Annotated in this window: 24 protein-coding genes; 15 read left to right on the forward strand and 9 right to left on the reverse strand. The window is 70.2% G+C overall.

Annotated elements, in window-relative coordinates:
• Positions 1-54: 54 nt before the first annotated feature.
• The gene (locus ACH413_RS19865; RefSeq protein WP_360033926.1) at positions 55-1,047 is read left to right on the forward strand and encodes a hypothetical protein; all 993 of its coding nucleotides are present in this window, start codon (positions 55-57) and stop codon (positions 1,045-1,047) included.
• Between the two features lie 7 nt (positions 1,048-1,054).
• Here ACH413_RS19865 and ACH413_RS19870 read toward each other — a convergent pair whose 3' ends face one another.
• Positions 1,055-3,727: an AAA family ATPase gene (locus tag ACH413_RS19870; protein WP_360033923.1), complete on the reverse strand. Its 2,673-nt coding sequence runs from the start codon at positions 3,725-3,727 to the stop codon at positions 1,055-1,057.
• Between the two features lie 107 nt (positions 3,728-3,834).
• Here ACH413_RS19870 and ACH413_RS19875 point away from each other — a divergent pair, with 107 nt between their 5' ends.
• The 10 genes from ACH413_RS19875 to ACH413_RS19920 all read left to right on the forward strand — a co-directional run bounded on the left by ACH413_RS19875 (position 3,835) and on the right by ACH413_RS19920 (position 13,008).
• Positions 3,835-4,281, forward strand: coding sequence for a VOC family protein (locus tag ACH413_RS19875; protein WP_360033920.1), 447 nt, complete (start codon positions 3,835-3,837; stop codon positions 4,279-4,281).
• Complete coding sequence (locus tag ACH413_RS19880) at positions 4,281-5,621, forward strand: NAD(P)/FAD-dependent oxidoreductase (protein ID WP_360033917.1); 1,341 nt, start codon at positions 4,281-4,283, stop codon at positions 5,619-5,621. The genes ACH413_RS19875 and ACH413_RS19880 overlap by 1 nt, the downstream gene beginning before the upstream one ends.
• Positions 5,618-6,214, forward strand: a complete 597-nt coding sequence (locus ACH413_RS19885) for a VOC family protein (RefSeq protein ID WP_360033914.1) — start codon at positions 5,618-5,620, stop codon at positions 6,212-6,214. Before ACH413_RS19880 ends, ACH413_RS19885 begins: the two co-directional genes overlap by 4 nt.
• Before the next feature lie 10 nt (positions 6,215-6,224).
• Entirely contained in the window at positions 6,225-8,252 is a 2,028-nt protein-coding gene (locus tag ACH413_RS19890) for a hypothetical protein (protein WP_360033911.1), read from the forward strand.
• A 66-nt stretch (positions 8,253-8,318) separates the two neighbouring features.
• Positions 8,319-9,287 (forward strand): NAD(P)-dependent alcohol dehydrogenase, encoded by a 969-nt coding sequence (locus ACH413_RS19895; RefSeq protein WP_360033908.1) that lies wholly within the window; start codon positions 8,319-8,321, stop codon positions 9,285-9,287.
• A gap of 57 nt (positions 9,288-9,344) precedes the next feature.
• Positions 9,345-10,796: a carboxylesterase family protein gene (locus tag ACH413_RS19900; protein ID WP_360033905.1), complete on the forward strand. Its 1,452-nt coding sequence runs from the start codon at positions 9,345-9,347 to the stop codon at positions 10,794-10,796.
• Between the two features lie 27 nt (positions 10,797-10,823).
• Entirely contained in the window at positions 10,824-11,132 is a 309-nt protein-coding gene (locus ACH413_RS19905; protein ID WP_360033903.1) for a hypothetical protein, read from the forward strand.
• Positions 11,129-12,091, forward strand: a complete 963-nt coding sequence (locus ACH413_RS19910) for a hypothetical protein (RefSeq protein WP_360033900.1) — start codon at positions 11,129-11,131, stop codon at positions 12,089-12,091. Before ACH413_RS19905 ends, ACH413_RS19910 begins: the two co-directional genes overlap by 4 nt.
• A complete protein-coding gene (locus tag ACH413_RS19915; RefSeq protein ID WP_360033897.1) occupies positions 12,088-12,519 on the forward strand; it encodes a YbaB/EbfC family nucleoid-associated protein in 432 nt (143 codons plus the stop codon). Before ACH413_RS19910 ends, ACH413_RS19915 begins: the two co-directional genes overlap by 4 nt.
• A gap of 48 nt (positions 12,520-12,567) precedes the next feature.
• Positions 12,568-13,008, forward strand: coding sequence for a tetratricopeptide repeat protein (locus ACH413_RS19920; protein WP_360033894.1), 441 nt, complete (start codon positions 12,568-12,570; stop codon positions 13,006-13,008).
• Here the strand turns inward: ACH413_RS19920 and ACH413_RS19925 are convergent.
• The 3 genes from ACH413_RS19925 to ACH413_RS19935 are packed head-to-tail and all read right to left on the reverse strand — an operon-like array spanning position 12,994 to position 16,363.
• Positions 12,994-14,607 carry an SDR family oxidoreductase gene (locus tag ACH413_RS19925; protein ID WP_360033892.1) on the reverse strand — a complete coding sequence of 538 codons (1,614 nt, stop codon included), beginning with the start codon at positions 14,605-14,607 and terminating at the stop codon, positions 12,994-12,996. The two genes, ACH413_RS19920 and ACH413_RS19925, sit on opposite strands and share 15 nt — an antisense overlap.
• Before the next feature lie 2 nt (positions 14,608-14,609).
• Positions 14,610-15,506: a PDR/VanB family oxidoreductase gene (locus ACH413_RS19930; RefSeq protein ID WP_360033890.1), complete on the reverse strand. Its 897-nt coding sequence runs from the start codon at positions 15,504-15,506 to the stop codon at positions 14,610-14,612.
• On the reverse strand, positions 15,506-16,363 hold the full coding sequence (locus ACH413_RS19935; protein ID WP_360033887.1) for a metal-dependent hydrolase: 858 nt from the start codon (positions 16,361-16,363) through the stop codon (positions 15,506-15,508). Before ACH413_RS19935 ends, ACH413_RS19930 begins: the two co-directional genes overlap by 1 nt.
• Before the next feature lie 71 nt (positions 16,364-16,434).
• Between ACH413_RS19935 and ACH413_RS19940 the strand changes: the two genes are divergently transcribed.
• Positions 16,435-17,046, forward strand: coding sequence for a TetR/AcrR family transcriptional regulator (locus ACH413_RS19940; RefSeq protein ID WP_360033884.1), 612 nt, complete (start codon positions 16,435-16,437; stop codon positions 17,044-17,046).
• Positions 17,047-17,061: 15 nt separating this feature from the next.
• Here the strand turns inward: ACH413_RS19940 and ACH413_RS19945 are convergent, their stop codons facing one another.
• A complete protein-coding gene (locus ACH413_RS19945) occupies positions 17,062-18,018 on the reverse strand; it encodes a class I SAM-dependent methyltransferase (protein ID WP_360033881.1) in 957 nt (318 codons plus the stop codon).
• Between the two features lie 170 nt (positions 18,019-18,188).
• Here ACH413_RS19945 and ACH413_RS19950 point away from each other — a divergent pair, with 170 nt between their 5' ends.
• The 3 genes from ACH413_RS19950 to ACH413_RS19960 are packed head-to-tail and all read left to right on the forward strand — an operon-like array spanning position 18,189 to position 20,921.
• Positions 18,189-18,722 (forward strand): hypothetical protein, encoded by a 534-nt coding sequence (locus ACH413_RS19950; RefSeq protein ID WP_360033878.1) that lies wholly within the window; start codon positions 18,189-18,191, stop codon positions 18,720-18,722.
• Entirely contained in the window at positions 18,703-19,347 is a 645-nt protein-coding gene (locus tag ACH413_RS19955) for a response regulator transcription factor (RefSeq protein ID WP_360033875.1), read from the forward strand. The genes ACH413_RS19950 and ACH413_RS19955 overlap by 20 nt, the downstream gene beginning before the upstream one ends.
• On the forward strand, positions 19,344-20,921 hold the full coding sequence (locus ACH413_RS19960; protein WP_360033872.1) for an ATP-binding protein: 1,578 nt from the start codon (positions 19,344-19,346) through the stop codon (positions 20,919-20,921). Before ACH413_RS19955 ends, ACH413_RS19960 begins: the two co-directional genes overlap by 4 nt.
• On the opposite strand, the gene ACH413_RS19965 is transcribed toward ACH413_RS19960, so the two are convergent.
• The 4 genes from ACH413_RS19965 to ACH413_RS19980 all read right to left on the reverse strand — a co-directional run bounded on the left by ACH413_RS19965 (position 20,902) and on the right by ACH413_RS19980 (position 25,724).
• Complete coding sequence (locus ACH413_RS19965) at positions 20,902-21,657, reverse strand: GDSL-type esterase/lipase family protein (protein ID WP_360033869.1); 756 nt, start codon at positions 21,655-21,657, stop codon at positions 20,902-20,904. The two genes, ACH413_RS19960 and ACH413_RS19965, sit on opposite strands and share 20 nt — an antisense overlap.
• Before the next feature lie 142 nt (positions 21,658-21,799).
• Complete coding sequence (locus tag ACH413_RS19970; protein WP_360033866.1) at positions 21,800-22,642, reverse strand: GDSL-type esterase/lipase family protein; 843 nt, start codon at positions 22,640-22,642, stop codon at positions 21,800-21,802.
• Positions 22,643-22,705: 63 nt separating this feature from the next.
• Positions 22,706-24,898, reverse strand: a complete 2,193-nt coding sequence (locus ACH413_RS19975) for a heavy metal translocating P-type ATPase (protein ID WP_360033863.1) — start codon at positions 24,896-24,898, stop codon at positions 22,706-22,708.
• Positions 24,888-25,724 (reverse strand): hypothetical protein, encoded by an 837-nt coding sequence (locus tag ACH413_RS19980; RefSeq protein ID WP_360033861.1) that lies wholly within the window; start codon positions 25,722-25,724, stop codon positions 24,888-24,890. The genes ACH413_RS19975 and ACH413_RS19980 overlap by 11 nt, the downstream gene beginning before the upstream one ends.

Below are 25,724 nucleotides of genomic sequence, written 5' to 3' on the forward strand. Positions count from 1 at the left end.
TCACTCCCTCTATATCGTGACCACCGCATGGCTCACGAACTTGGGGGATTGGGAATGAGTCGAAGACTCTCCTTCGCTTTGTCCGCAGCACTTCTGGCGTCGGTCGTCGTCGCGCCACAGGCTCACGCGGCCACGACGATCACCGAACTGGGCGGCCTGCCGGGCTCCACCGGCAGCTCGGCAGCGGCGATCAACGACTCGGGCGTCGCGGTCGGGACGTCCAACAGGGCCGGTTTCAACCGGCCGGTGAAGTACGACGGCGCCGGGGTGACCGAGCTCGCCGGACCGGCCGACCGCCACACCCAGCTCGAAGCGATCAACAACAACGGTGTCGCCGCGGGCACCGCCACCGGTACCAGTCCTGACGTCGGCGGCAGGGCCCTCCGCTTCAACGCGGACGGTTCGTACGCGGAGCTGTCCGTGCCGTTCGGCTTCTGGTCCGCGGCAGCGGTCGCGATCGACGACTCCGGCACGGTCTACGGCACCGCGGTGAGCCGCGACAACGATCGCGAGATCCCGGTGCGATGGCGGCCGAACGGCGTTCTCACCACCTTTAAGTTGCCGGAGGGCGCCACCTGGGGCCGCGTGACGGGCGCGTCGTCGAACGGGTACGCGACCGGGGTGGTCTCCGGGCCGGGCATGAACCGTCTGGCGGTGCGGTGGAACCCAGGCAACACCGTGACCCCGCTGCAGAGGCTGGAAGAGGGTGCCGAGTCCACGGCGCTGGCGGTGAACCGGAACGGTGACGTGGTCGGCACCGCCTCGTTCTGGAACGAGGGGTCCTTCGGCGTGCGCTGGAACCTCGACGGGTCGATGACCAAGTTCGGCCCGAACCTCACGCCGTGGAGCATCAACGACCACGGCGTGGCGGTCGGGTGGAGCACGACCCCGAACCAGAACGTCCCGTACCGCTGGAGCAACGAGGGCGAGGAGCTCGACCTCGGGTTCCCCAGCGGCACTCAGTTCGCGTACCCGCGGGACATCAACAACGCCGGCGTGATCGTCGGACTTGGCGCCGCGACCGCCTGCAAGTGGACCGTCAGCTGATCATCGGCTAGAACCTCGCGTCGCGCAGCTGGCGGCGCGAGGTCACGCCCACCTTGCCGAACACCTTGCGCAGATGCCATTCCACGGTGCGCGGGCTGATGAACAGCCGCGTGCCGATCTCCGGGTTCGAGTAGCCCTCGCGGGCCAGCCGGGCGATCTGGTACTCCTGCGCGGTCAGTTCGTCGGTGGGCTCGGCAGTGCGCTTGCGGGCCGTCTCGCCGGTCGCCTGCAGTTCGCGGAAAGCCCTGTCCGCGAACGCTTTCATGCCACTAGCGGTCAGAATCTCGTGGGCGGTGCGGAGATGCTCCCGCGCCTCGACGCGCTGGCCCTCGCGGCGCAGCCACTCGCCGAACAACAGGTGAGCGCGGCCCAGTTCGCCGCGCAAAGCCGTGCGTTCCAAGGAAGAGATCGACTCGGCGAAGGCAGAAGTCTCCCCGTTCAACGCGCGCAGCCGGGCCTTGATGCCCGACGACCAGTGCGTGTCGACCCACGGCTCTGAACGTTCCAGCGCCTCCTCGACGAGAGCCGTGTCGCCGGTGCGGGACGCGGCCTCTGCCAGTTCGGACGCGATCATGCAGCTGTAGACGAGGGTGTCGGAGGCGAACACCCGCAGCGCCGCGTCCCGGGCGAGGTCGTGGCGGCCCAGTCCGTTGTGGAGGATCGCGGCGGTCCAGTCGGCGATCACGGCCAGCCTGCCCTGACCGGCGGCCAGCGCCTCTGCCCGAGCGGTGGTGGCCACGTCCTCGCCGCGGTAGGCGGCCTGCAGCAGCACCGCGTAGCCGACCGGCGGGATGCCGGTGACTTCCGAGATGCGCTGGTCCTCCTCGATCAACGCCTGCGCGGCCGCGGGTTCGCCTGCGAGGAGTTCGTTGTCCGCCAGGAAGTTCAGCGCGAACTGAAGCTGCACGAGCGCGCCGGCGTCCCGGGACAGGCGGACCTGCTGCTGGGCGAACGCACGGCGCGTGTCGAAGTCCCACAGTTCGCTCGCGACGATCCCGCCCGCGCGGTTGCCGAACAGCCACGGCACGCGGCTGATGTCGTCGGCGCCGACCTTCAACGCCCGCACCTCGTCCAGCGCCTGGGCCATCTGCGGAACGGCCGCCGCGTAGCCCGACGTGATGCGGGTCGTCAGAGCGTCGAGCACCAGGTCCAGAGCGCAGGCCGGGGTGCGTGCCGGGGGAGCGGTGCGGGCGGCGTCGGCCAGCGGAGCACCGGCCCAGATCGCCGCCGAGAGGCCTTCCAGGTGCGTCTCGCGGGCCAGGTCCGCGTCGAACGGCGTGAGCCGGCGGGCCGCGCTGAACAGCAGCGGCGCGGCGTCGGCGACCCGGCGCTGGTCGAACGCGATGTGGCCGCGCAGGTGCTCGATCTCGGCACTGCGGCGTTCGTCCGGTGGCCCGGCCTCGACCGCTGACAGCAGTCGCAACGACGCGTCCAGCGCCCCCGCGTCACGCTTGGCGCGTGCGGCGGCGAGTTCACGGGAGGCCCGGCGGCCGGGTTCGGGGGTGAGCACGGCGGCCTGTTCGAGGAACGCGGCCGCGGCCAGCAGCCCGCCACGGGCCTGCGCGCGACCCGCCGATCGTTCCAACGCGGCGGCGACCTCCTCGTCCGGCGCGGCGGTGCCCTGCGCCCGGTGCCACACCCGGCGGTCCGGGTCGATGGCAGGATCGGTCACGTCGGCCAGCGCCCGATGCACCCGCATGCGGTCCGCGGTGGACGCCGACCGGTACACGGCGGACCGCACGAGCGGATGCCGGAACTGGACACGCGCACCGAACTCGATCAGCCCGGTGCCCAGAGCGGCGGCGGCCGGGTCGGCGCCCAGCCCGAGCAGACCGGCCGCCTGCCACAGCAGGGTCGCGTCCCCGAGCGGTTCGGCGGCGGCGATCAGCATCAGCAGCCGGGTGTCGGCGGGCAGCGGTGCGATCTGCCGGACGAAACCGGCCTCGATGCGGCTGGTCAGCTGCTCGCCGTCCAGCCCGTCCGCCAGTTCGGCGGTCGTCCAGGCGCGCGGCAGTTCGAGCAACGCCAGCGGGTTGCCGCGGGCCTCCGCGACGATCCGGTCGCGCACCCGGCCGTCCACCGGGCCCTTGATCACGGACTCCAGCAACGAGCGGGCGTCGGCGTCGTCCAGGCCGCGCACGAACAGCTCCGGCAGCCCGTCGAGGTAGTCGTTGCCCTCGCGCAGCACGAAGACCAGCGCGATCCGTTCGGCGAGCAGCCTGCGGGCGACGAACCCGAGCACCGCGGACGACATCGAGTCGAGCCACTGCGCGTCGTCGACCAGGCAGACCAGCGGCTGCTCGTCGGCGACCTCGGCGAGCAGCGTCAGCACCGCCAGCCCGACCATGAACCGCGTCGGCCGGGGTCCGGTGGCCATCCCGAACGCCGTGCCGAGCGCCTCGCGCTGGGGTGGCGGCAGCTTGTCGAGCCGGTCGAGGAACGGCACGCACAGCTGGTGCAGCCCCGCGTACGGGAACGCGCTCTCGGACTCGACGCCCGCGGCCCGCGTCACGCGAAAGCCCGCGGCGCGCGTCGACACGTGGTCGAGCAGCGCGGTCTTGCCGATCCCGGCCTCACCCCGCAGGACCAGCACCTGACCAGCACCGGAGCGCGCCTGCGTGAGCAGCCGGTCCAACGTTTCGCCCTCAGTGCGTCTGCCCAGCAGACCTTCGTCCGACACGGGTCCGAGCGTAGTCACCAGGGATCGACCAGGGGGTTCCACGGGTTCGAAGGGACCCCTGGCGGGAGCAGTCTCATGTCATCAGCGAAACGAAGGAGATGGACCCGATGGACTACAGGTTCGAGGTCACCGTCATTCCGGTCAGCGACATCGACCGGGCCGTGCACTTCTACAAGACGCTGGGCTGGCGCTTCGACGCCGAGTTCGCCGACGACGAGGGCTACCGCCTGGTCCAGTTCACCCCGACCGGCTCACCCGCGTCGATCATCTTCGGCAACGGCGTCTCGAACGCCACGCCGGGCAGCGCCGAGGGCATGCACCTGATCGTCGACGACATCGAGGCCGCCCGCGAGGACCTGATCGGCCGCGGTGTCGACGTCAGCGAGATCTTCCACGACAAGACCGGCGTCTTCCACCACGCCGGCACCGTCGGCCGGGTCGCCGGTCCGGACGCCGCCCGCACCAGCTACGGCTCGTTCGCCTCGTTCAGCGACCCGGACGGCAACGGCTGGGTGCTGCAGGAGGTCACGACGCGCCTCCCGGGACGTGTGTGATGACCTCGCACTACGACGTGATCGTCATCGGCGGCGGATCACCCGGCGAGCACTTCGCCGCCGCCGTCGCCGAGGGCGGGCTCCGGGTGGCGCTGGTCGAGCGCGAGTTGCTCGGCGGGGAGTGCTCGTTCTACGCCTGCATCCCCTCGAAGACGTTGCTGCGTGCCGGTGAGGCCGTGGCGGCGGCACGTGAGGTCCCCGGTGCCCGCGAGGCGGTCACCGGTGAGATCGACGCGAAGGCCGTGCTGGCGTACCGCGACTTCATGGTCTCGTCCTACGACGACGCGGGCGGCCAGAAGTGGGCCGAGAGCGCGGGAATCGACGTGCTGCGAGGCGACGGCAAGATCGCCGGCCCCGGCACCGTCTCCGTGGGCGACCAGACCTACACGGCCGACCACGTCGTGATCGCCACCGGTTCGTCGGCGTTCATCCCGCCGATCCCCGGCCTGCGCGACCTGGACGTGTGGACGAACCGCGAGGCCACGTCGGTGCGGGAGATCCCGCGCAGGCTGCTGATCCTCGGTGGCGGCCCGACCGGTGTCGAGCTCGCCCAGGCGTTCACGCACCTCGGCGCCTCGGTCGCGCTGGTCGACGGCGCCGACCGGGTGCTGCCCCGCGAACCGGAGGCGGTCGGCCGTGCTCTCGGCGAGGCACTCACCACGACCGGCGTCGAGCTCCACCTCGGTGTTCACGCGAACAACGCCTCGTTCGACGGCGAGTACGTCCTCGACCTCTCGGACGGCACGCAGTTGCGCGGCGACAAGATCCTCGTCGCCACCGGCAGGCGGCCGCGGGTCGACGGCATCGGGCTCGAGAACGTCGGTGTGGAGCCGGATCCGCGTGGGCTCGCCACCGACGAGCGGATGAACGTGGCGGACGGCGTCTGGGCGGTCGGCGACGTCACGGGCCAGTGGAACCTGACCCACGTCGGCAAGTACCAGGGCCGGGTGGCCGCCGCGAACATCCTCGGCCAGAACGCGACCGTCAACTACGACGCAGTGCCACGGGTCGTGTTCACCGATCCGCAGGTCGCCGCAGTCGGTGCGGCAGAAGGAAAGTACACCGCGACAGCGCACCTGTCCGGAGTTGCGCGCACGGCCACCTACACCCGTGAGTACGCGACACGGCCCGGATTCCTGACGCTCGTGTCCGACGGCGAAGTCCTCACCGGCGCCTACGCCGTCGGCCCGGAGGCGGGCGAGTGGTTGCAGCAGGCCACCGTCGCGATCCGCGCGAAGGTCCCGCTGTCCGTGCTGCTCGACGTCATCCAGCCGTTCCCCACCTTTTCGGAGGCGTTCCTCAACGCCCTCCGCGATCTCGCGAAGGAAGTAGCGAAGTGAAGAACCTCGACCAGATCGACATGAAGCTCGAAGTCACCGTCATTCCTGTCACCGACGTCGAGCGCGCCAAGGAGTTCTACTCCCGCCTCGGCTGGCGCCTGGACGCCACCCCGCCGTGGGTCGTGCAGTTCACCCCGCGCGGATCCGACGCCTCCATCCACTTCGGTGAGGGCGCGACGACCGCGGAACCCGGTTCCGGCAGGCACTTCCTGATCGTCTCGGACATCGTGGAGACGCACGAGGCCCTGCTCGCCGCCGGCGTCAAGGTCGGCCCGCTGTTCCACGGCGGACCGGACGGTCCCGTCGAGGGCGCTGACCCCGAGCGTCGCAGCTACTTCACGCGCGCCGAGTTCGCCGACCCGGACGGCAACACGTGGATCCTGCAGGAGGTCACGACGCGCCTGCCCGGCCGCGTGGACGCCGACGACACGTCCTACGCGTCGATCGCCGATCTTGCCGCGGCGTTGCGCAGGGCCGCGGTGGCGCACGGCGAGCACGAGAAGCGCAACGGCGGCGAGTACGACGAGAACTGGCCCGACTGGTACGCCGAGTACATGGTCAAAGCGCAGACGGGCGAGCAGTTGCCGCAGTAGGTTCGGGCGGGTGAACGAAGAAGTTGTCAGAGCGCTGCGCGGGACGCCGACGTCGTTGGCGTTCCGCGCGCTTTGTGCTGCGGTGACCAGATCGGACGAGGATCTCGTCGCGTGGTGCGAAGAACAGCTCGCCTCCTGGCCCGACGAGACACGACAGGCGCCGTACTCCTGGGTCGCCGCACTGGAATCCGGGCTCACGAAGCCGGTGTGGCCGCTCGTCCGCTCGCTCGATCTCCGCAGCGACCGGGACGGGATGCGCGACCTGGACCTGCCGGATCCGCGGGTCCGGCCAGAAGTGCGCGCGGTGAGCGACCTGCGGCTCGCCTGGTACGCCCACGACCAGGTGGCGGCGTTGGCGGAAACCGCTGACCACTGGGAGAACCTGCGTCTCGTCGAGTTCGCGGGCCTCTGGGAGTTCGACGGCAAGGCGATCGAGCGGTTCGCGGCGAGCGAGGCGGTCACCCGGCTCGAGTCGCTGACGACGGTGCGGGTGTGGGAAAGCCTGTGGCACTTCAAGATCCCGCCGTTGCGCGTCGACCGGCCGACCCGGCTGCGGCACGCGGGCCTGCTCGCGCCCGACCTGATCCACCTGCTGCGCAACGGCCTCGCGCCGGACCTGAGGTCCGCCGACGTGCTCGTGCAGAGCGCCGACGAGGCACGAGACCTGGCCGGCTGTGAGGGCCTGTCCGGGCTGGACCGGCTCGCGATCGGGTTCCGCTGCGGCAAGGACGGCAAACAGCCGGCGTGGGCGCTGTACTTCGGCAACGTCATCGAGGCGGACGACATCGCGTGCGAGGAGTTCTTCTCCCAGGCGACACTGACGAACCTGCGCAGTCTCACCGTGCAGGGCTCCACCATGGGCATGGGCCGCGAAGGCCTTGGCGCGCGTGGTGTCGAGGCGGTCGTGCGCAGCGGTGTGCTCGGGAAGCTCACCGAAGTGTGTCTGGGGGCGTTGCCCGTCGGCGACGACACGATCGCGGGCGTGCTGGGTGTCATCGACTCCGCGATCGTCGAGAAGATCGTGCTGACCAACCTCGTCGCGACCGACCGGACCGCCGACGCGTTCGCCGTGGAGTACCCGCGGCTGCGGCATCTCGACCTCCGCAAGAACCACCTCGGCCCGGACGGCGTGCGGAAGTTGTTCTCCGCACGCATGCCCGCACTCGAACACCTCGACCTGAGCGGTGGCACGGGCGGTTCGCCGCACTACGGCCGGTCGGACGTGCAGCCGATCGGGGACGCGGGCGCACGAGCCGTCGCGGGGTCGAAGGGCCTGAAGTCGCTGAACCTCTCCGCGACCGGGCTCACCGCCGCCGGGCTGGCCGCGGTGCTGGAGCTGCCGCTGGAGTCGTTGACCGTGTCGGCCAACCCGTTGGGCGCCTTGCCTTCCGCGCCGGACGCGCCCGCGTGGCGCACCTTGCGGACGGTGAACCTGGACGACTGCGCTCTGAGCGACCTGACTCCGTTGCCGCCGAACGCTCCATTGCTGGAGAGCGTCTCGTTGGCGCACAACAACATCGACTCCGCCGGTGCGCGCGTGCTCGCCGAGTGGGAAGTGCTGCCCCAGTTGTGGGAACTGGGCCTGCACGACAACGTGATCGGCGACGACGGCCTGATCGATCTGGCCCGTTCCCGTGCAGCGCAACGGCTTCTGGAACTCGACCTGGAACAGGACGTCTGGACCGCGCACCACCGCCGCGACAGCGTGCCGTTGCCGGACGAGGTCGTGGCGCGGGAGTCCTTCCCGAACCTGGACGCGCTGTACCTCGGGGTGATCGACGCCTACCACGGTGCCCGCTACTCGTGCGGGTTTCCCGCTGAGCGGCACGAGGAACTGATCAGGACCGGCCGTGCCGAACTCGCCGCGTTCCTCACGCACGTCAAACCCTTCGAGTACCTCCCGGACGAGGACCAGGATCCGGATCCGCCCACGGAGGACTTCCGCGCCGCACGCATGGCCAAGTACGCGAAGGACTTCGCCGACGCCGAGGAGTTCGCCGCCAGAATGATGTCGGACGACATTGGGTGGCCGCCCTAGGGGTCGTCCCTGATGTGCCGGTGCGTCGCCGCCGCTTACCTTCCTTCGCAAGGCAGGGAGGCCGCGATGAAGGCGATCGTGCAGGACAGATACGGCTCCGCGGACGTGTTGGAGTTGCAGGAGGTCGAACGGCCCGTGCCCGCGGCCGGCGAGGTGCTGGTGCGGGTGCGGGCGTCGTCGGTGAACGCCGCGGACTGGCACATCATGCGCGGCGACCCGTACTTCGCGCGGCTGTTCCTCGGGTTCACGGGCCCGAAGGCGCGGATCAGGGGGATGGACTTCGCGGGCGTGGTCGAGGAGGCCGGGCCTGGGGTGGGCGGCATGGTGCAGGTCGGGGACGAGGTGTTCGGCGAGGTCGAGGGGTCTTTCGCCGAATACGTGACGGTGCCCGCGAACCTGGTGGCGCACAAGCCGTCCAACCTCACGTTCGAGCAGACGGCGACGCTGCCGCTGGCGGGCAACACCGCGTGGATGGGGTTGCGGGACCTGCGGGCGGGGCAGAAGGTGCTGATCAACGGCGCGTCCGGCGGGGTCGGGCTGATGGCGGTGCAGATCGCCAAGGCGCGCAAGGCGACGGTGACCGCCGTGTGCAGCACGCGCAACGTCGAGCAGGTGCGGTCGGTCGGGGCCGACCACGTCATCGACTACCGGACCACGGACTTCACCCGCACCGGGCAGCACTACGACGTCGTCTTCGACCTGGTGGGGAACAGGTCGATGGGGGAGTTGCGGACGCTGCTCACCCCGGACGGCACGCTGGTGCTGTCCGGCGGTGGCAGCTTCAGCGGAGGGGCGTTGTTCGGACCGTACCGGTTGATCATCCAGGGCAGGCTGCTGGCGTCGTTCTCCCGGCAACGGCTGGTGGTGCTGGAGGCCAAGCCCAGCAAGGAGAACCTGGCCGCGTTGCGGGAACTGGCCGAGTCGGGGCAGCTGGTGCCGGTGATCGAGCGGACCTATCCGCTGACCGACGCCCCGGACGCCATCCGGCACGTCGAGTCGGAGCACGCGCGGGCGAAGGTCGTCGTCACGGCCTGAACCGCTCAGCGGTAAATCCCTGGCCATTCCGGGAGCGGTGCGCCGACGATTCGGCGCATGGTCGAGGTTCGAGTCAGCGGTGGAACGGTCCGGGGCACTTCCGAGGCGGGAATGGCGGTGTTCCGGGGGATCCCGTTCGCGGCGCCACCGGTCGGTGCGGCGCGGTTCGCCGCACCGCAGCCAGTGGTGGCGTGGGACGGCGTGCGGGAGGCGTTGGCGTTCGGGCCACCGCCACCGCAGGCCAGCGTGTTCGGCATGGACCGCGTCGGGGTCACCGGCGACGAGTGGCTGACCGTCAACGTCTGGTCGCCCGACGTGGCCGGCGACCTGCCGGTGATGGTGTGGATCCAGGGCGGCGGCTACACGATCGGCACGTCCGGTCTGGCCGAATACGACGGCGCGCGGCTGGCGGCCGACGGCGTCGTCGTGGTGACGTTCAACTACCGCGTCGGCATCGAGGGGTTCGCGCTCATCGAGGGGGCTCCGGCGAACCGCGGCCTGCTCGATCAGGTCGCGGCGCTGGAGTGGGTGAGCGCGAACATCCGGGCGTTCGGCGGCGATCCGGCCTGCGTGACGATCTTCGGCGAGTCGGCGGGCGGGGGTTCGGTGGCGGCGTTGCTCGCCATGCCGCGCGCCAAGGGCCTGTTCCACCGCGCGATCGCGAGCAGCGTGCCGGTGATGTTCTTCGCGCCGGACCTGGCCGCGGACATCGCGGTGGCCTGCGCGGCCGAACTCGGGCTGCGACCGAGCGTCGCCGATCTGTCCACTGTGGAGCCGGAGATGCTGACGGTCGCGGGCGACGAGGTCATGGCCAAGATCGGCCAGTTCCCGCAGTGGGGGCAGGCCGCGCACAAGAACGTCCCGTTCGCACCCGTGGTGGACGGCGACGTCCTGCCGATGACGCCGTGGGAGGCGCTGGAATCGGGTGCGGGCCGCGAGGTCGAGTTGATCGCCGGGCACACGCGTGATGAGCAACGGCTGTTCACCGTGCTGGAAGGGCTGCTCGGCCAGGTCACCGCGGAGCAGGCCGCGTGGGCGTTGGAGGTGTTCGCGCCAGGCCTCACCTATCCGGTACTGCCGCCGGAGGAGCTGTTCGAGATGGTGTGTTCGGACTGGCTGTTCCGCATGCCGTCGTTGCACCTCGCGGAGGCCCAGATCGCGGGTGGCGGTCGTGCGCGCGTCTTCGAGGTGACGTGGGCGCCGACCGGCATGTTCGGTGCGTGTCACGGGCTGGACGTCCCGCTGGTGTTCGGCAACCTCGGGATCGGGGGGACCGCGGCGATCCTGGGTGAGGTCACGGCGGAAGCAGAGGAGGTGTCGGCGCGGATGCGGACGGCGTGGAGCGGGTTCGCGATCCACGGCGATCCCTGGCCGGCCTACGACTCGACGAACCGGCTCACGCGAGTGTTCGGAGTGGAGGACGAGGTGACCGCCTATCCGGAGGAGGCCTCGCGGATGATCTGGCGAGCCCACGCTTTCCGCCAGGTTTCGCTCGTTCCGCAACGCTGATCTTGCGTTCGGTGTTGGCTGGCCGTCATGAGTTCATTCGCCGTCGAGGTGGGGAACCTCGTGGATGCCGCGAAGATCATGGAAACCCAGATCGCGGGCTCGTTCGAGTCGGTGCACCGCTGGATCAAGGACGCCACCGAGAAGGAGAACGACGCCTTCTACAGCGGTGACGGACAGGGCGGCCGCCACCTGTACGACCAGGTGGGAGACGAGTGGCGGGTGACCGCCGACTTCATGAACCGCATCGCCGCGGACAACGCGGAGACGATGCGCCTGGCCGCGGAGGCGCTGCGCGAGATCGCGCAGCGCTACCGGGAAGCGGACGGTCAGGCATGAGCTACACGTTCGAGGTCGACGTCCACGACGACGCCGCGTGGCTCTCGACCATGAACGACCTGGGCCCCGCCTGCATGCAGATGCTGGCGGTCTGGGCGGACATGGAGGGGGAGGTGGACCAGCTCCCCAACTACCTGCCGCGGATGGAGGAGATCTTCCGCTGCTTCTCGTCGGGCTCCCAGTACCCCGCGAACGAGATCGCGGACGCGATGCGCGACGGCCGTGACGTCATGAAGGCGGTGCGGGAGAAGCACATCAAGGACGTGCACGACGCCACCGGCACCTGGCACGGCGCCGCCGCGGACGACTTCCGCACGTACCTCAACTCCATGAGCCTCGCGGTGACCAGGTACGAGGACGCGCTGGACGCCCTCAACATCCTGGTCGAGGCCTACCGCAGCCTGGTCGTGTCGATGCGCAGGGACGTGTCGGCCATGGTGCAGCGGGTGTTCGCGGCGATGGAGGCGGAGGAGCAGACCGACGCCAAGATCGGCCTGGCGCTGGCGTCCGCTTTCGTCGCGGTGATCGGCACGGTCGCGACGGGCGGTACGGCCACCGCGCTCGTGGTCACGGCACTGGGCGGCGGGATCGGCATCGAGATCGAGCAGATGGGCGCCTCCGACAACTTCCACATCGTGGCGAGCATGGTCGACCAGGGCGAGGACATCGTGCACGGCGTGAACCGGGCCCGCGCGAAGATCGAGAAGGGTTTCCGCGACGTGACCGAGTCGATCGTCGGGTCGAAGCTCGGCGAGGTGCGGCCCGGCCGTCCGGAGATCATCACCGCGCCCAGCTTCGACCCTCGGGACTTCGCGCTGGAGGAGGAGTACCAGCGCGGGCACGGTGTTCCCGCCGCGGGAGGCCCGTTGGTGGAGGCACCGCCCGCGGAGAAGGGCCCGGACAGCGACATCGACGACGAGACGGGCCTCGACGTCTACCCGGAGCAGGTGAAGCGATGACCTCGCCACGTGAACTCGCCGCACAGGGCTCTTTCCTGTTGGAGAGGGCGAAGCGCCGCAGGGACACGCTGCTCGCCGCGCAGCACCAGTCGTCGTCGGAGGTCGGCGAAGCGTCCTCTTCGGACGGTCTGGTGCGGGCGCGGGTCGACGCGGGCGGCATGCTGACCGGACTGTTCCTCGCACCCGGTGTCCGGCAACTGGATCCGCGCGCACTGGCCGCGTTGATCACGTCGGTGACGCAGCAGGCGGCCGCGGTGCCTCGTGCGACGGTCCGGCGGACCTACGAGCAGTTGAACGACGAGGGCCTGCTCAAGCAGATGCCCGCGTTGCTGCCGGTCCCCGTCGTGGCACCGGTCTCGCGCCCGCGCCGCCCGGAGCCCGTCGAGGACGAGCCGGACCGGCCGGTCCTGCGCGACCAGGGCTGGTAGGGAATACCTGCTCCCGGACGGCGTTGTACGGGCCGGAAGGGAGGTTCGATGAACAACGAATTCGCGGTGCACGACAGCACTGGTTTCAACAGCTACCAGCCCAACGGTGAGGTGGCGGCAGATCGCTGGGTGACCGTGAGGCACCTGTTCGACGCCGACTACGTCGAGACTCCCGCCGAGAAGTGGGAACGCGCACAACTGCTGTTCGAGTCCCGCGACTACATCAAGGCCGCGCAGGTGCTGGCCGAGGTCGCCGGCGAGGTGCCGTTCCAGACGGACGTCTGCCTGCTGCTGGCCCGCGCCTACTACCACTCGGCGCAGCTGAACAAGGCCGAGGCGCAGCTCCGCGTGATCGTGGACCGCGACCCGGTCGAGCACTACGCCCACCTGCTCCTGGGACGCACCCTGGAGCGGCAGGGCCGGCCTGAGGAGGCCGCGCCCTGGCTCCGGCTGGCCGCCGCCTTCGGTGGCGAACTAGCCGACGTCTAGCTTGGCGAACGTGCGCAACAGGCCCGGTGCGACCCGGCTGGCGAGCCGGGCCGCCCTGGCCTCGGCCGTCACCGGCACGACGGGCTTGTTGCGGCGCACGGCCCGCACGATCTGGGTGGCCACGCCCTCCGGACCGAAGCCGCGCCGGGCGTAGATCCGGGACGCGCGGTCCTGCTTGCGGCGCTCCTCGTCGGAGCTGACGCCGGAGAACGTCGTGGTCGCGGTGATGTTCGTGTTCACCAGGCCAGGGCAGATCGCGCTGACGCCGATGGCGTGCGGCGCGAGTTCGGCCCGCAGGCAGTCCGAGAGCATGAACACCGCCGCCTTGCTGGTGGCGTACGCGGAGAGGATCTTCGACGGCAGATAGGCGGCCGCCGAGGACAGGTTCACGACGTGGCCGCCCTCTCCGCGCTCCACCATCAGCTCACCGAACGCCCGGCAGCCGTGCACGACGCCCCACAGGTTGACGTCCAGCACCCGTTGCCACTGCTCGGTCGAGGTCGACAGGAACGACCCGGAGTGGCCGATGCCGGCGTTGTTCACGACCACATCGGGCACGCCGTGCTCGTCCGCGACCTGCCGCGCCCAGGCCCGTACCGCCTCCTCGGAGCGCACGTCGACCTCGTAGGCGTGGCCGTCGATCATGTCCGCGGTCTCCTTGGCCGCCGTGAAGTCCACATCGGACACCACGACCTTCGCGCCGGTTTTGGCGAACGCCACCGCGGTAGCCCGGCCGATTCCGCTGCCACCGCCCGTGATCACGACGAGCTCGCGCTGCGGAGTGGAGTCGGTGACGAACTCGCTGATCATCCGGGCGAGCGGTGCCGGGTGGCTCAGGGGCGCCCAGTGTCCTGCCGCGATCTTCCGGCGCGTCAGTGACGGCACCCAGCGTTCGAGGTCGAGCGGTTCGGTGCGGATGTAGCGGTCGCGGGTCGGCTGGATCACCTGCACCGGCATGGGCGCGAGACGTTGTCGTGGTGCGCGCATGACCTGCCGGATGTTGGCCCGGTACAACGAGATCCCGCGCACCGCGTCCGATGTGATCGTGCGCGCGGGCTTGACCTTGACGCCCTCCAGCCGTTGCAGCACCCCTCCCCAGCGCGGGCCGAGGTACAGCCGCCAGAACAACGGCGCGAGCACCGGCAGGTGGAACGCGCCGATGTACCAGGACCGGAAGAACTGCCGGAGGTGAGCGATCGACAACCCCTTCCGCGACCAGTGCCCCATGTGGTCGAGGCAGGGCCCGGAGATCGAGGTGAACGTGGCGATCCGCGCGCCGGGCGTCGTCACGGCCTCCCACGACTGGATCGAGCCCCAGTCGTGGCCGACCAGGTGCACCGGCTCGTCCGGGCTGACCGCGTCGATCACCGCGAACAGGTCGGCCGCCAGCCGTTCGAGCCGGTAACCGTCCTCTGTGGACGGCGGCGTCGACCCACCGGCGCCGCGCACGTCGTAGGTGACGACGCGGAAGTCCTTCTCCAGCAACGCGGCCACGCGGTCCCAGACCTCGTGCGTGTCCGGATACCCGTGCACCAGGACCACGGTCGGCCCGGACGTGCCGCGCACCTGCACGGCGAGTTCGACTTCCCCGGAACGCACCTTCACAGTTCCTCCAGAACTAGTCGATCACCGGTGGGCCGGTCCACGCAGATCCGCACACCGCCGACGTCGCACGTGCCGCAGAACCCCTGCCGGCACGAGTAGGCGACCGACGGCCGTAAGTCCCTGATCACGTCCAGTGCCGACCGGTCGGCCGGCACGTCGAGGGATACCCCGCTGCGGCGCAGTTCGACCGTGAACGGCTGCCCGTCGACGATCGGCGGCGGGCTGAAGCGTTCGAAGTGCAGCCAGCGCGACGAGAACTCCGCCCGCACCTGCTCGAGCATCGACGCGGGTCCGCAGCAGTACACGGCGCCACGAGGGGAAGCGTCGCCGAGCAGCGCCTCGCCCCGGCCGATCCGCACGTCGACCCTGCCGACGGGCAGCTCGTCCAGGAACGGCATCGCCGCCATCGACCGCCCGCAGTACACGAGCCGCCAGTCGAGGCCCGCCCGCGCGGCCGCGTGCACCATCGGCAGGATCGCGGTGATCCCGATGCCGCCCGCCACGAACACGACGGGCCCGAGCCCGGCGAACGGGAAGGCGTTGCGCGGCCCGCGCACCTGGATCCGGTCGCCCACCCGCAAAGCCTGCACCTCGCGCGAACCGGCACCGACCTCGCGCACCGCGATCCGGTAGGTGTGCTCGCCCGGATCGCCGCACAGCGAGTACTGGCGGCGCAGTCCGGACGGTAGGTGCAGGTCGACGTGACAGCCCGGTTGCCAGGCGGGCAGCGCCGACCCTCCGAACCGGAGGCTCACCACCCCGTCGGCGACGTGTGAGCGTTCGACAACGGTGAGCCACAACGCATCCCGCGCGACACCAGGTCGTGCCCGGCCCCCGAACCGGGTGACCGCGGCGTCGTAGAGGATGCCGAACCGAGTGAGTCCGTTCAGCATCAGTGGGCCTCGCGGGCGGCGGGGGAGGAGGCGAGGTACGCGATCGCCTGCGTCGTCGAGCCCTCCTGCTTCGGGTGGTAGGCCGGGTGGAAGTACCGCAGGAACGCCCGGAAGATCTCCGACAGCTTCGGCAGCAGTCCGCGCCGGGACGCCCGCATGAACTCGCGCCAGGTGAGCCGCACCCTCGTGGTCCTGTCCGCGCGCACCATGAACCGCGCCCCGCGCACCCACAGCCCGAACAACACCGGCGCGACCAGCAACATCGTGCGCGCCCGCCGCACGTACCGGCGATCGAGATGACACATCAGGTCGTACGCGACGCTGCGGTGCTCGACCTCCTCGGCCGCATGCCAGCGCAACAGGTCCAGCATCACCGGGTGGATGCCGGCCTTGTCGAGCGCGTCGGCGTTCAGCATCCAGTCACCGAGGTAGGCCGTGAAGTGCTCGATGGCGGCGACGATCGCGACCCGTTCGAGCAGTTGGTCCCGCGTCTGCTCCTCGCTGAGCCCCGGCCTGGGCGCGAGGATCCGCTGGAACACGTGCTCCATCTGCCGCGTGAACGGCCGCGGGTCCAGTCCGTTGGCCAGCAGATGATCGAGGACCTCGCTGTGCGCCTCGGCGTGCATGGCCTCCTGCCCGATGAACCCGAGCACGTCCTCGCGCAACGTGTCGTCGGTGATCAGCGGCACGACCTGCTGGAACGTCCGCACGAACCACCGCTCGCCCTCGGGCAGCAGCAGGTGCAGGACGTTCATGACGTGCGTGGTCACCGGCTCGTCCGGGACCCAGTGCATCGGCAGGGTCGACCAGTCGAACTGCACGTCACGCGGCTGCAGAACGAGGTTGTCCGGCTCCATCGCAGTACCTCCGCCAATTACTACGCCAGCGTAGCTTTGTGAAAGCTACGCCACCGTAGCAATATGGTCCCGTGAACACAACGCGTCGCAAGTACGCCCGCCGCCTGCCGCCCGAGCAGCGCCGCGAGCAGCTGCTGGACGCCGCGCTGAGCCTGATCCCGGCCGGCTTCGACACCGTGACGATGGAGTCCGTCGCCAAAGAAGCCCAGGTCACCAAGCCCGTGCTCTACGACCTGTTCGCGAACCGCGGCGAACTCATCAGCGCCCTGCTCGACCGCGAGGCGGGCCGCGCGACCGAACAGGTCATCGCAGCCCTGCCCACCGACTTCGCCACGCGTTCCCCGGACGACGCCTTCGCCGACGCCGTCCGCGTCTTCGTGAACGCCGTCGTGGAGGCCCCCGACCGCTGGCGCCTCGTGCTCCTCCCGCCCGAGGGCACCCCGACCGAGTTCCGCGCTCAGGTGGAGCTGGTGCGAGCGGGCGTCCTGGCCCAGATCGAGGACCTGGCCGCGCTGGGCCTCAAGGAACTGGGCCGCCTGGACGACCTGGACTCGGCCCTGCTCGGCCACGCGATGCTCGCCCTGGCCGAGATGTCGGGCCGCCTCGTGCTCACCGACCCGGACAGGTTCACGCCGGACCGGCTGGCGGCCTTCGTGACCCGGATCGCGCACGGCCTGCGCTGAGCCGCGGCAGGGTCGTCAGCCCCGCCTCGTCCGGACGTGCGTGAGCAGCGCCAGCCCGGTCGGGTCGTGGCCGACGGACACGTCGCAGCCCGGCAGCAACGCGCGCACGGCGGCCTCGTCGCGTTCGATCACCGACCAGTCCATCAGGTACTCCAGCGACCACCGGAACGGGTTCCCGGACGTGATGCTGGAGAAGTAGAACGTGCCACCGGGGCGGCAGAGCCTGGTCAGCACCGCCTCGGTGAGCCGGACGGCCGCGCGGTCGTTGAGGTAGTCGTACAGGCCGTTGACGAGCACGAGGTCGAACGGACCGAGTTCGGCGAGCTTCGGGAGCGCGCGGAACACGTTGCCGGAGATCGAGGTCGTGACGTCGTTGAGCGGCCCGAGCCGCTTCTCGGCCAGTTCCAGCGCGTCCGGGTCGACGTCGGTGAGCACGAACCTGTCGCCGGGCCGCACGATGCCGGGCGGGATGAGCCGCAGGTCGGGGGCGGCGCCGGCGGCGATCACCAGGATCGACCGGGGGCCGTTGCGCGGCGCCGTGAGGGTGTCGCTGATCAGCCGGGCCTGGTGCATCACCCGGTTGCGCTGCTGCTGGGTGATCGGCGAGTTCTGCAGGTTCGTCTCGACGTGCCAGCCGAGCGTGCCGGGCGCGGCCTCGTTGGCCTGCGCCATCACGTGCTCCACCAGCTTGTAGTCGCTGGGGTAGCCGCGCGCCCACTCGTTCTCGTCGCGCATGAAGGGTGAGCGTGAACACGCCGAGCGCGCGGGCTGGACGACGGCGGCGATGTCCTCGTCCGGGATGCCCGCGGCCACGCTGGTGCCGATCTGCGCGCCGAGCGTGCGCAACCGGCCTCCGACCAGCATGTGCGTCGACGGGTCGGTGAGGTTGAACTCCCTCTCACTGCGCAGGAAACCGTCAACGGCGTCGCTGAGCCGGTGCAGGGCGTCTGTGGTGTGCGGGAGCACGGTCATCGAACACTTCCTCGGTGCGGCAACGGTTCGAGAGCTTGTCAGGAGTGGACGCTGATCAACAGAGTCTTTCGGGTAATACGGGGACAACCCTGCTCCGGTTCGCGGGTTGGCCTCGTGGTCCCGCTGTGCGGGAGAGCGAACTCTGGAGGCCACTCGAGAGGAGCAAGAAGATGATGGAGTGGCTGAACGAGCTCGCCGCGTGGGCGTGGGCGCGGCACCACAACGAGCTCAGCTGGTACATCCGGCCGTTGTTCCTGTTGCCGTTCGCGTACTTCAGCTACAAACGCAGTGGTTGGGGACTTGTGGCCACGTTGTCAGCGCTCGCCACGAGCATGGCGTGGTTCCCCGCGCCGGAGCACCCGACCGCAGGCGCGATCGAGATGCTCGCCGCGGAACGCGAGTACCTGCTGGGGGAGTGGACGCCCGCGAAGCTCGCCGTCGGCCTGCTCGTGCCGCTGACGTTCGGCGGTCTCGCCGTGGCCTTGTGGCGGCGTTCGCTGCCGTGGGCGCTGGTCGCGATCAACGGCGGCGGCCTGTTCAAGATCGCGTGGACGTTCGTCGTGAGCGACACCGCGGGCGCGCTGCAGCACCTGTGGCCGGCGGTGGCCGGGCTGACCGTGGTGAACGTGGTCATGGTGGTCGTGTGGCGGCGACGGCAGACCGGGCACGTGGTTGCATCAGCGCATGCGCGTAGTAGTAGCTGACGACTCTGCGTTGTTCCGCGAAGGCGTCGCGCGGTTGCTGACGGACGCGGGGTTCGAGGTGGTGGCGAAGGTCGGCGACGCGGCCGAACTCCTGGCCCGCGTGCAGGCCGACCCGCCGGACGTCGTGGTCGTGGACATCCGGATGCCGCCGGGCTTCACGACCGAGGGCCTCGACGCCGCGCGGAAGATCCGCGGGACGCACCCGGAGATCGGGATCCTGGTGTTGTCGGCGCACGTCGAGCCGCACTACGCGGTGCAGCTGCTCGACTCGGACGCCCGAGGAGCCGGCTACCTGCTCAAGGACCGCGTCGCGGACACGGCGGAGCTGGCCGACGCGGTGCGGAGGGTCGCGGCGGGCGGGCTGGTGATCGATCCCGGCGTGGTGGCGACGCTGGTGGGCAGGCGGCGGGCCGGCGATCCGCTGGAGTCGTTGTCGGAGCGGGAACGCGAGGTGCTCGCCGTGATGGCGGAGGGCCGGTCGAACCAGGCGATCTGCGAGCGGCTGTTCCTCAGTCCCAAGACGGTCGAGGCGTACGTGCGGTCGGTGTTCACGAAGCTCGGGCTGCACCAGGGACCCGACGACAACCGGCGGGTGCTGGCCGTGCTCGCCTACCTGCGCCGATGAGGATCCTCTGGCTGGGCACCGGGTTCCTCGCCCTGGCCGCGCTGGTGTGGGGCGGCTACGAGGTCCCGGTCCCCGCCGTGGTGCTGAACCTCGCGGTCGGGCTCGCGTTCATCGGCGCCGGCATCGAGGCCGCGGACCGGCGCCCGGACAGCCTCGCCGGGCAGCTGATGATCGCCGTCGGGCTGGCGTGGTTCGTGCGGCTGACCGGTGCCGTCGAGGCTTCCTGGGCGTACACCGTGGGGGTCGCGACGAAGACGCTCTACCTGGCGGTGCTCGGGCATCTGCTCGTCACCTATCCGACCGGGCGGATCACGAGTCGTTGGCAGCGTGCGGTTGTGAGCGTTGCCTATCTGCTGACGGTGCCGGTCAACGTGGGTTACCTCCTGCTCACGCCGTTCGACGGGCCGCAGAACATCGTGGTGATCCGCGAGGTGTCGTCGCCGGGGATCCCGGCCGTCGCGGTGGTCGTGCTCATCGGCGGGATCGCGTTGTTCGTCGCGTTGCTGGCACGCATGATCACGCGCTGGCTGCGTGCGGGGAGCGTGGCCCGGCGTGATCTCGGGCCGGTGGTGTGGGGCGGCGCGGCGATCGTGCTCACGCTGGTCGTCACGTACGCGGCGGCGTTGCTCGGGCTGCCGGCCGCGGTGCAGGTGCCGTTGCAGTGGTCGACCGAGATCGTGCTGGTCGGGTGGCCGTTGGCGTTGCTCTACGGGTTGGTGCGGGCGCGGCTCGACCGGTCCGCTGTGGGCGAGCTCGCGGTCTCGCTCGGCGCCGGGGTGCCCGAGGACCTGCGTTCGGTGCTGGCGCGCACGTTGCACGATCCGTCGTTGGAGATCGTGTACGGCGAGGTGGCGCCGACCTCTCGTGGCGTCACGTACCTCGAAGCGGGAGGGACGCGGCTGGCGGCGCTCGTGCACGATCCGGCGCTGGACCCGTCGTTCGTGCGGGCGGTCGCGGCGAGTGCGGCTTTGGCCGTGCAGAACGAGTCGCGGGCGCGACGGATCGTGGAAGCCGCCGACGAAGCACGCCGCCAGGTCGAACGCGACCTGCACGACGGCGCCCAGCAGCGGCTGGTGTCGGTGCTCCTCACCCTGCGGCTGGCCGAGAACTCGCCCGAGCTCCTCGCCGCCGCCCGCGAGGAGCTGGCCAGGGCGCTGGACGAACTGCGCGAACTCGCCCGCGGCATCTACCCGGTGCTGCTCAGCGACGCCGGGCTAGGTCCCGCGCTGCTCTCGCTGGCCGAGCGGTCGGCTGTTCCGGCGGTGCTCACCGGCGTCCCGTCGGCCCGGCTCTCCGCCGTCGCCGAACGCACCTGCTATTTCGTGGTCGCCGAAGCGCTCACCAACGCGGCCAAGCACGCCCAGGCCGGCGAGGTGCTGATCGAGGTCACCTGGGTGGACGGCCTGGTCACGGTCGATGTGAGCGATAACGGAACCGGCGGCGCCGACACGTCCGGTTCCGGGCTGCGGGGGCTGGACGACCGGGTGGCGGCGGTGGGCGGACGGCTGACCGTGCGCTCCGTCGCGGGTGAGGGGACCTCGGTGCGGGCGGAGTTCAGCGACCCGCGGCCGTGATGGCGTCCGCGATCGCCTGGTGACCTGCCGGCGTCGGGTGGACGTCGGTGTCCTCGCAGATGTAGGTGAGCGTGCACACCTCGGCGACCGAGACCGGGATCTGGCCGTACTTCGGGTCCTCGGTCAGCTCGGTCAACGCCCCGTAACCGCCGGTCGTGCTGGTGACGTCGATGAACTTCGCGCCGAACTTCGCGTACTCCGCCGCGATCTCGTTGTTGAAGTCCTCGTACAACGTCACCGACGTGCGCGCGAGGTCCTCGCCGTTCGGAAGTGAGGGGTTCACCCACGCGCCGAGGAACACGTCCGGGTAGCCCACGCCGACGATTCGCACGTCCGGCGCCACCTCGCGGAACCTGGTGAGCGCGGTGGCGATGTTGACCCTGGTGTCGGTCATCGCCGACGTCGCGCACTCGGCCGGGTCCTGGGCCACCGCGCACGGTTCCAGCAGGTCGTTGCTGCCGATCACCATCGTGACCAGGTCGACCTGGCCGGTGCGCAACGTGTCGACGGTGACGTCGACCTGGGTCCGGTCGCCGGCCTCCGCCTCGCACGCCTGCGAGGAGAGCAGGTCTGCGGAGGTGGCGCCGTTGCAGGCGACGTTGACCAGCCCGAGGCCGGACTGCCTGGCGACGATCTGCGCGAAGCTCTCGCCGGTGCCGTTCGGCCCGAGTCCGGTGGCGTAGGAGTCGCCGAGCGACACGTACAGCCGCTGTCCGGCCTCGACGGTGCTGGTCACAGCGGGTTCACTTGCGGAACACGAGGCCACGAGCAGCGTCAGCGCAGAGGTCAGAACCAGTGAGAACCTCTGCACACGTGCTCCTCATCCCTGCGCGCACCGACGTGTCGAGGGTACGAGATCGCCCGTGAGGCCGTCGTGATCAACGACCCGCGGCGGTGACGGCCTCCGCGATCGCCTGATGACCGGCGGGCGTCGGGTGCACGTCGGTGCGGTCGCAGAAGTGTGTGAGCGTGCACACCTTGGCCACGGAGGCCGGGATCTGCCCGTACTTCGGGTCCTGGGTGAGCTCGGTCAGCGCGCCGTAGCCGCCGGTCGAGTTCGTGACGTCCGCGAACTTCGCGCCGAACCTGCCGTACTGGGCCGCGATCCTGGTGTTGAAGTCCTGGAACATCGTGACCGACAGCTTCGCGAGGTTCTTGCCGTTGGGGAACGACGGGTTCACCCACGCGCCGAGGAACACGTCCGGGTAGGTCAGTCCGACGATCTTCACGTCCGGCGCGGCCTCCCGCAGTTCGGTGAGCGTGCCGGCGACGTTGGTCTGGATGTCGGCGACGGTCCTGGTCGCGCACTCCAGCGGTTCCTGCGACAGCGCGCACGGAGCCAGGTCGTTGCCGCCGATCACCACCGTGACCAGGCCCGCCTTCTTGCCGCGCAACGCCTCCACGGCGGCGTCGAGCTGGGTCTTGCCGCCGGCGTCGGGCCCGCAGGCGGGTTTGGCGGCGAGGTCGGCGGACGTGGCGCCGTTGCAGGCCAGGTTGATCAGCTTGAGGCCGGACTGCTTCGCGACGATCTGGGCGAAGCTCTCGGTGGTGCCGTTCGGGCCGAAGCCCGTCGCGTAGGAGTCGCCGATCGACACGTAGACCTGTTCGGCCGGCGGCGGGGCGCTGCTGCTGGGCGTGGGCACAGGGGTGGACGCGGGCGGCGTCGAGGTGCACGCCGTCAGCGTTACGAGCAACGCCGCGACCAGGGCGAACCTCGGCACACCTGACTCCTGTCCTTCAGAGGCTGATGTGCCGAGGCTACGGAACCGCCCGTGTGGGTCCTGTCAGCGGAAGCCGCGCAACCGAAGACTGTTGCTCACCACGAACACCGACGAGAACGCCATCGCCGCACCCGCGATCATCGGGTTGAGCAGGCCCAGCGCCGCCAGCGGCAGCGCGGCGACGTTGTACGCGAACGCCCAGAACAGGTTGCCCTTGATCGTTGTGAGCGTGCGCCTGGCCAGCCTGATCGCGTCCACGGCGGCCCGCAGGTCGCCGCGCACCAGCGTGAGGTCGCTGGCTTCGATCGCGACGTCCGTTCCGGTGCCCATCGCGAGGCCCAGATCGGCCTGGGCGAGTGCGGCGGCGTCGTTCACACCGTCGCCGATCATCGCCACTACGCGGCCCTCGTCCTGCAGGCGCTTCATGACGTCGACCTTGTCGGCCGGCAGCACCTCGGCGATGACCTCGTCGATGCCGACCTCGGCCGCCACGGCCTCCGCAGCCGCTCTGTTGTCGCCGGTCAGCAGGACCGGGCGCAGGCCGAGGCTGCGGAGGCCGTCGACGGCTTCCTTCGACGTGGGCTTCACGGTGTCCGCGACGACCAGCACGCCGCGGGCCTTGCCGTCCCACGCGACCAGCACCGCCGTGCGTCCCTGCCGTTCGGCCGCTTCCTTGGCCTCGGTCAGGCGGGCGTCGAGCTTGACGCTCCACTCGCTGAGCAGGCGATCGCGGCCGACGAGCACCGCGTGAGCGTTCACAACCCCTTGCACGCCAAGGCCTTCGACGTTCTGGAAGTCCTCGACGGGTGGCACGTCCCCCGCTGCCTGGGTGATGGCCCTGGCGATCGGGTGCTCGGACGCGTTCTCCAGTGCCCCGGCGAGCTTCAGGACCTCGTCCTCGTCCTCGCCTTCGGCGGTGTGAACGCTCACCAGGCTCATCTGGCCCGTCGTCACGGTGCCGGTCTTGTCGAGCACCACCGTGTCGACCCTGCGGGTGGACTCCAGCACCTCCGGCCCCTTGATCAGGATGCCGAGCTGGGCTCCCCGTCCGGTGCCGACGAGCAGCGCCGTCGGCGTGGCCAGGCCCAGCGCGCACGGGCAGGCGATGATCAGCACCGCCACCGCGGCCGTGAACGCCGCCCCCGCGCCGCCGCCGGTGCCGAGCCAGAAGCCCAGCGTGCCCACGGCGAGCGCGATCACGATCGGCACGAACACGGCGGAGATCCGGTCCGCGAGGCGTTGCACCTCGGCCTTGCCGTTCTGCGCCTCCTCGACCAGCTGCGCCATCTGCGCGAGCTGCGTGTCCGACCCGATCCGGGTCGCGCGCACGACGAGCCGTCCGCCCGCGTTGACCGTCGCGCCGGCCACCGCGTCACCGGGCCGCACCTCGACCGGCACCGACTCGCCGGTGAGCATGCTCGCGTCGACCGCGGAGCTGCCTTCCTCGACGACGCCGTCGGTGGCGATCTTCTCGCCCGGCCGCACGACGAACCTGTCGCCGACCTTCAGTTCGCTGGTCGGGACGCGGACTTCTCGGCCGTCCTTCAGCACCGCGACGTCCTTGGCGCCGAGTTCGAGCAGCGCCGTCAGCGCCGCGCCCGCGCGCCGCTTGGACCGCGCCTCGAAGTACCGTCCGGCCAGGATGAACGTCGTGACGCCCGCCGCGACCTCGAGGTAGATGTTGCCGGTCCCGGCCATCCGCTCGATGGTGAACGTGAACCCGTGCGTCATGCCGGGGGTGCCCGCGGTGCCCAGGAACAGCGCGTACAGCGACCACAGGAAAGCCGAGCCGACGCCGATGGAGATCAGAGTGTCCATCGTGGCGGCGCCGTGCTTGAGGTTCGTCCAAGCGGCCTTGTGGAACGGCCACGCGGCGTACGTGACGACCGGTCCGGCGAGAGCGAGCGACAGCCACTGCCAGTACGTGAACTGAAGTGCGGGGATCATCGCGAGCGCGACGACCGGCACCGACAGCACGGTTGACGTGATCAGCCGCTGCCGCAACGTCCTCGTCGGGTCTGCCTCGGTCTCTTGGGGCTGAGCGGCGGGGAGTTCGGCGGTGTAGCCGGTGTCCTCGACGACCTTCACCAGGTCGGCGGGCGTGAGGTCGCCTGCGTAGCTGACGCGGGCCTTCTCGGTGGCGTAGTTGACCGAGGCCTCGACGCCGTCCAGCTTGTTGAGCTTGCGCTCGATCCGCGCCGCGCAGGAAGCGCAGGTCATGCCGCCGATCGAGAGTTCGATGGTGTCAGTGGCCATGACCGCCCTCCCCTTGGGTGGTGAGCGTGAACTCCGCCGTGCGGACCACGTCGTCGTGCTGGAAGTCCAGGAACAGCCGGTACTTTCCGGCTGTGGGCACCTCGACCGCGAACTTCACCTGGTCGCCTTGTTCCGGATGCACGTGCAGGTACGCCAGGTCGGACGCTCGCAGCGCGACCAGGTGGCCCTTGGCGCCCAGGTAGTTCTGCAGGTCGGTGACCTTCCGGCCGTCCTTGGTGATCTCGATGGTGACGGTCGACGCCTTGCCCGCGTTGAGTTCTCCGGTGAGGGACACCTCGTAGCCGTCTACGGTGAACGTGCTGCTGTTGATGTGGTTCTGCGGGCGGTAGTCGCCCGCTACCTGGATGTCCGCGCCCAGTGTCGTTTTCGGGCCGTCTTCCGGTTTGAAGTCGGCGAACACTCGGTAGCTGCCGGCGTCCGGGAGGGTGAGAGGTGTCGACCACGTGCCGTCCGGGGCCATTTCCGGGTGGACGTGCTGGAACTTCGAGCCGTCCCGGCGGACGACGATCAGGTGCAGGCGCTTTTCGTGTTCTACGGCGAACTTTGTGGTTGGGCGGCCGTCTGGGCCTTCGATTTGGAAGGCGAGTGACTTGTCCTCGTTCAGTCGTAGCGTGTAGCCGTTGCCCGAAACGGACAGTCCTGGTGGGAGCGTGGAGGGCGTGGGCTCGTGTCCGCCGTGCGTTGCTTCTTCTGCGTGTGCAGGCGGTGGTTCTTGTGGGCCGGTTGCCGCGCCTGCTGCCCAGGTTCCGCCGAAGATCACGGCCAGTGCGGTGGCGTAGAGGGCGACCTTGTATCCGGTCTTCAT

The organism is Lentzea sp. NPDC020367 (assembly GCF_044387305.1).
Lineage (GTDB): Bacteria > Actinomycetota > Actinomycetes > Mycobacteriales > Pseudonocardiaceae > Lentzea.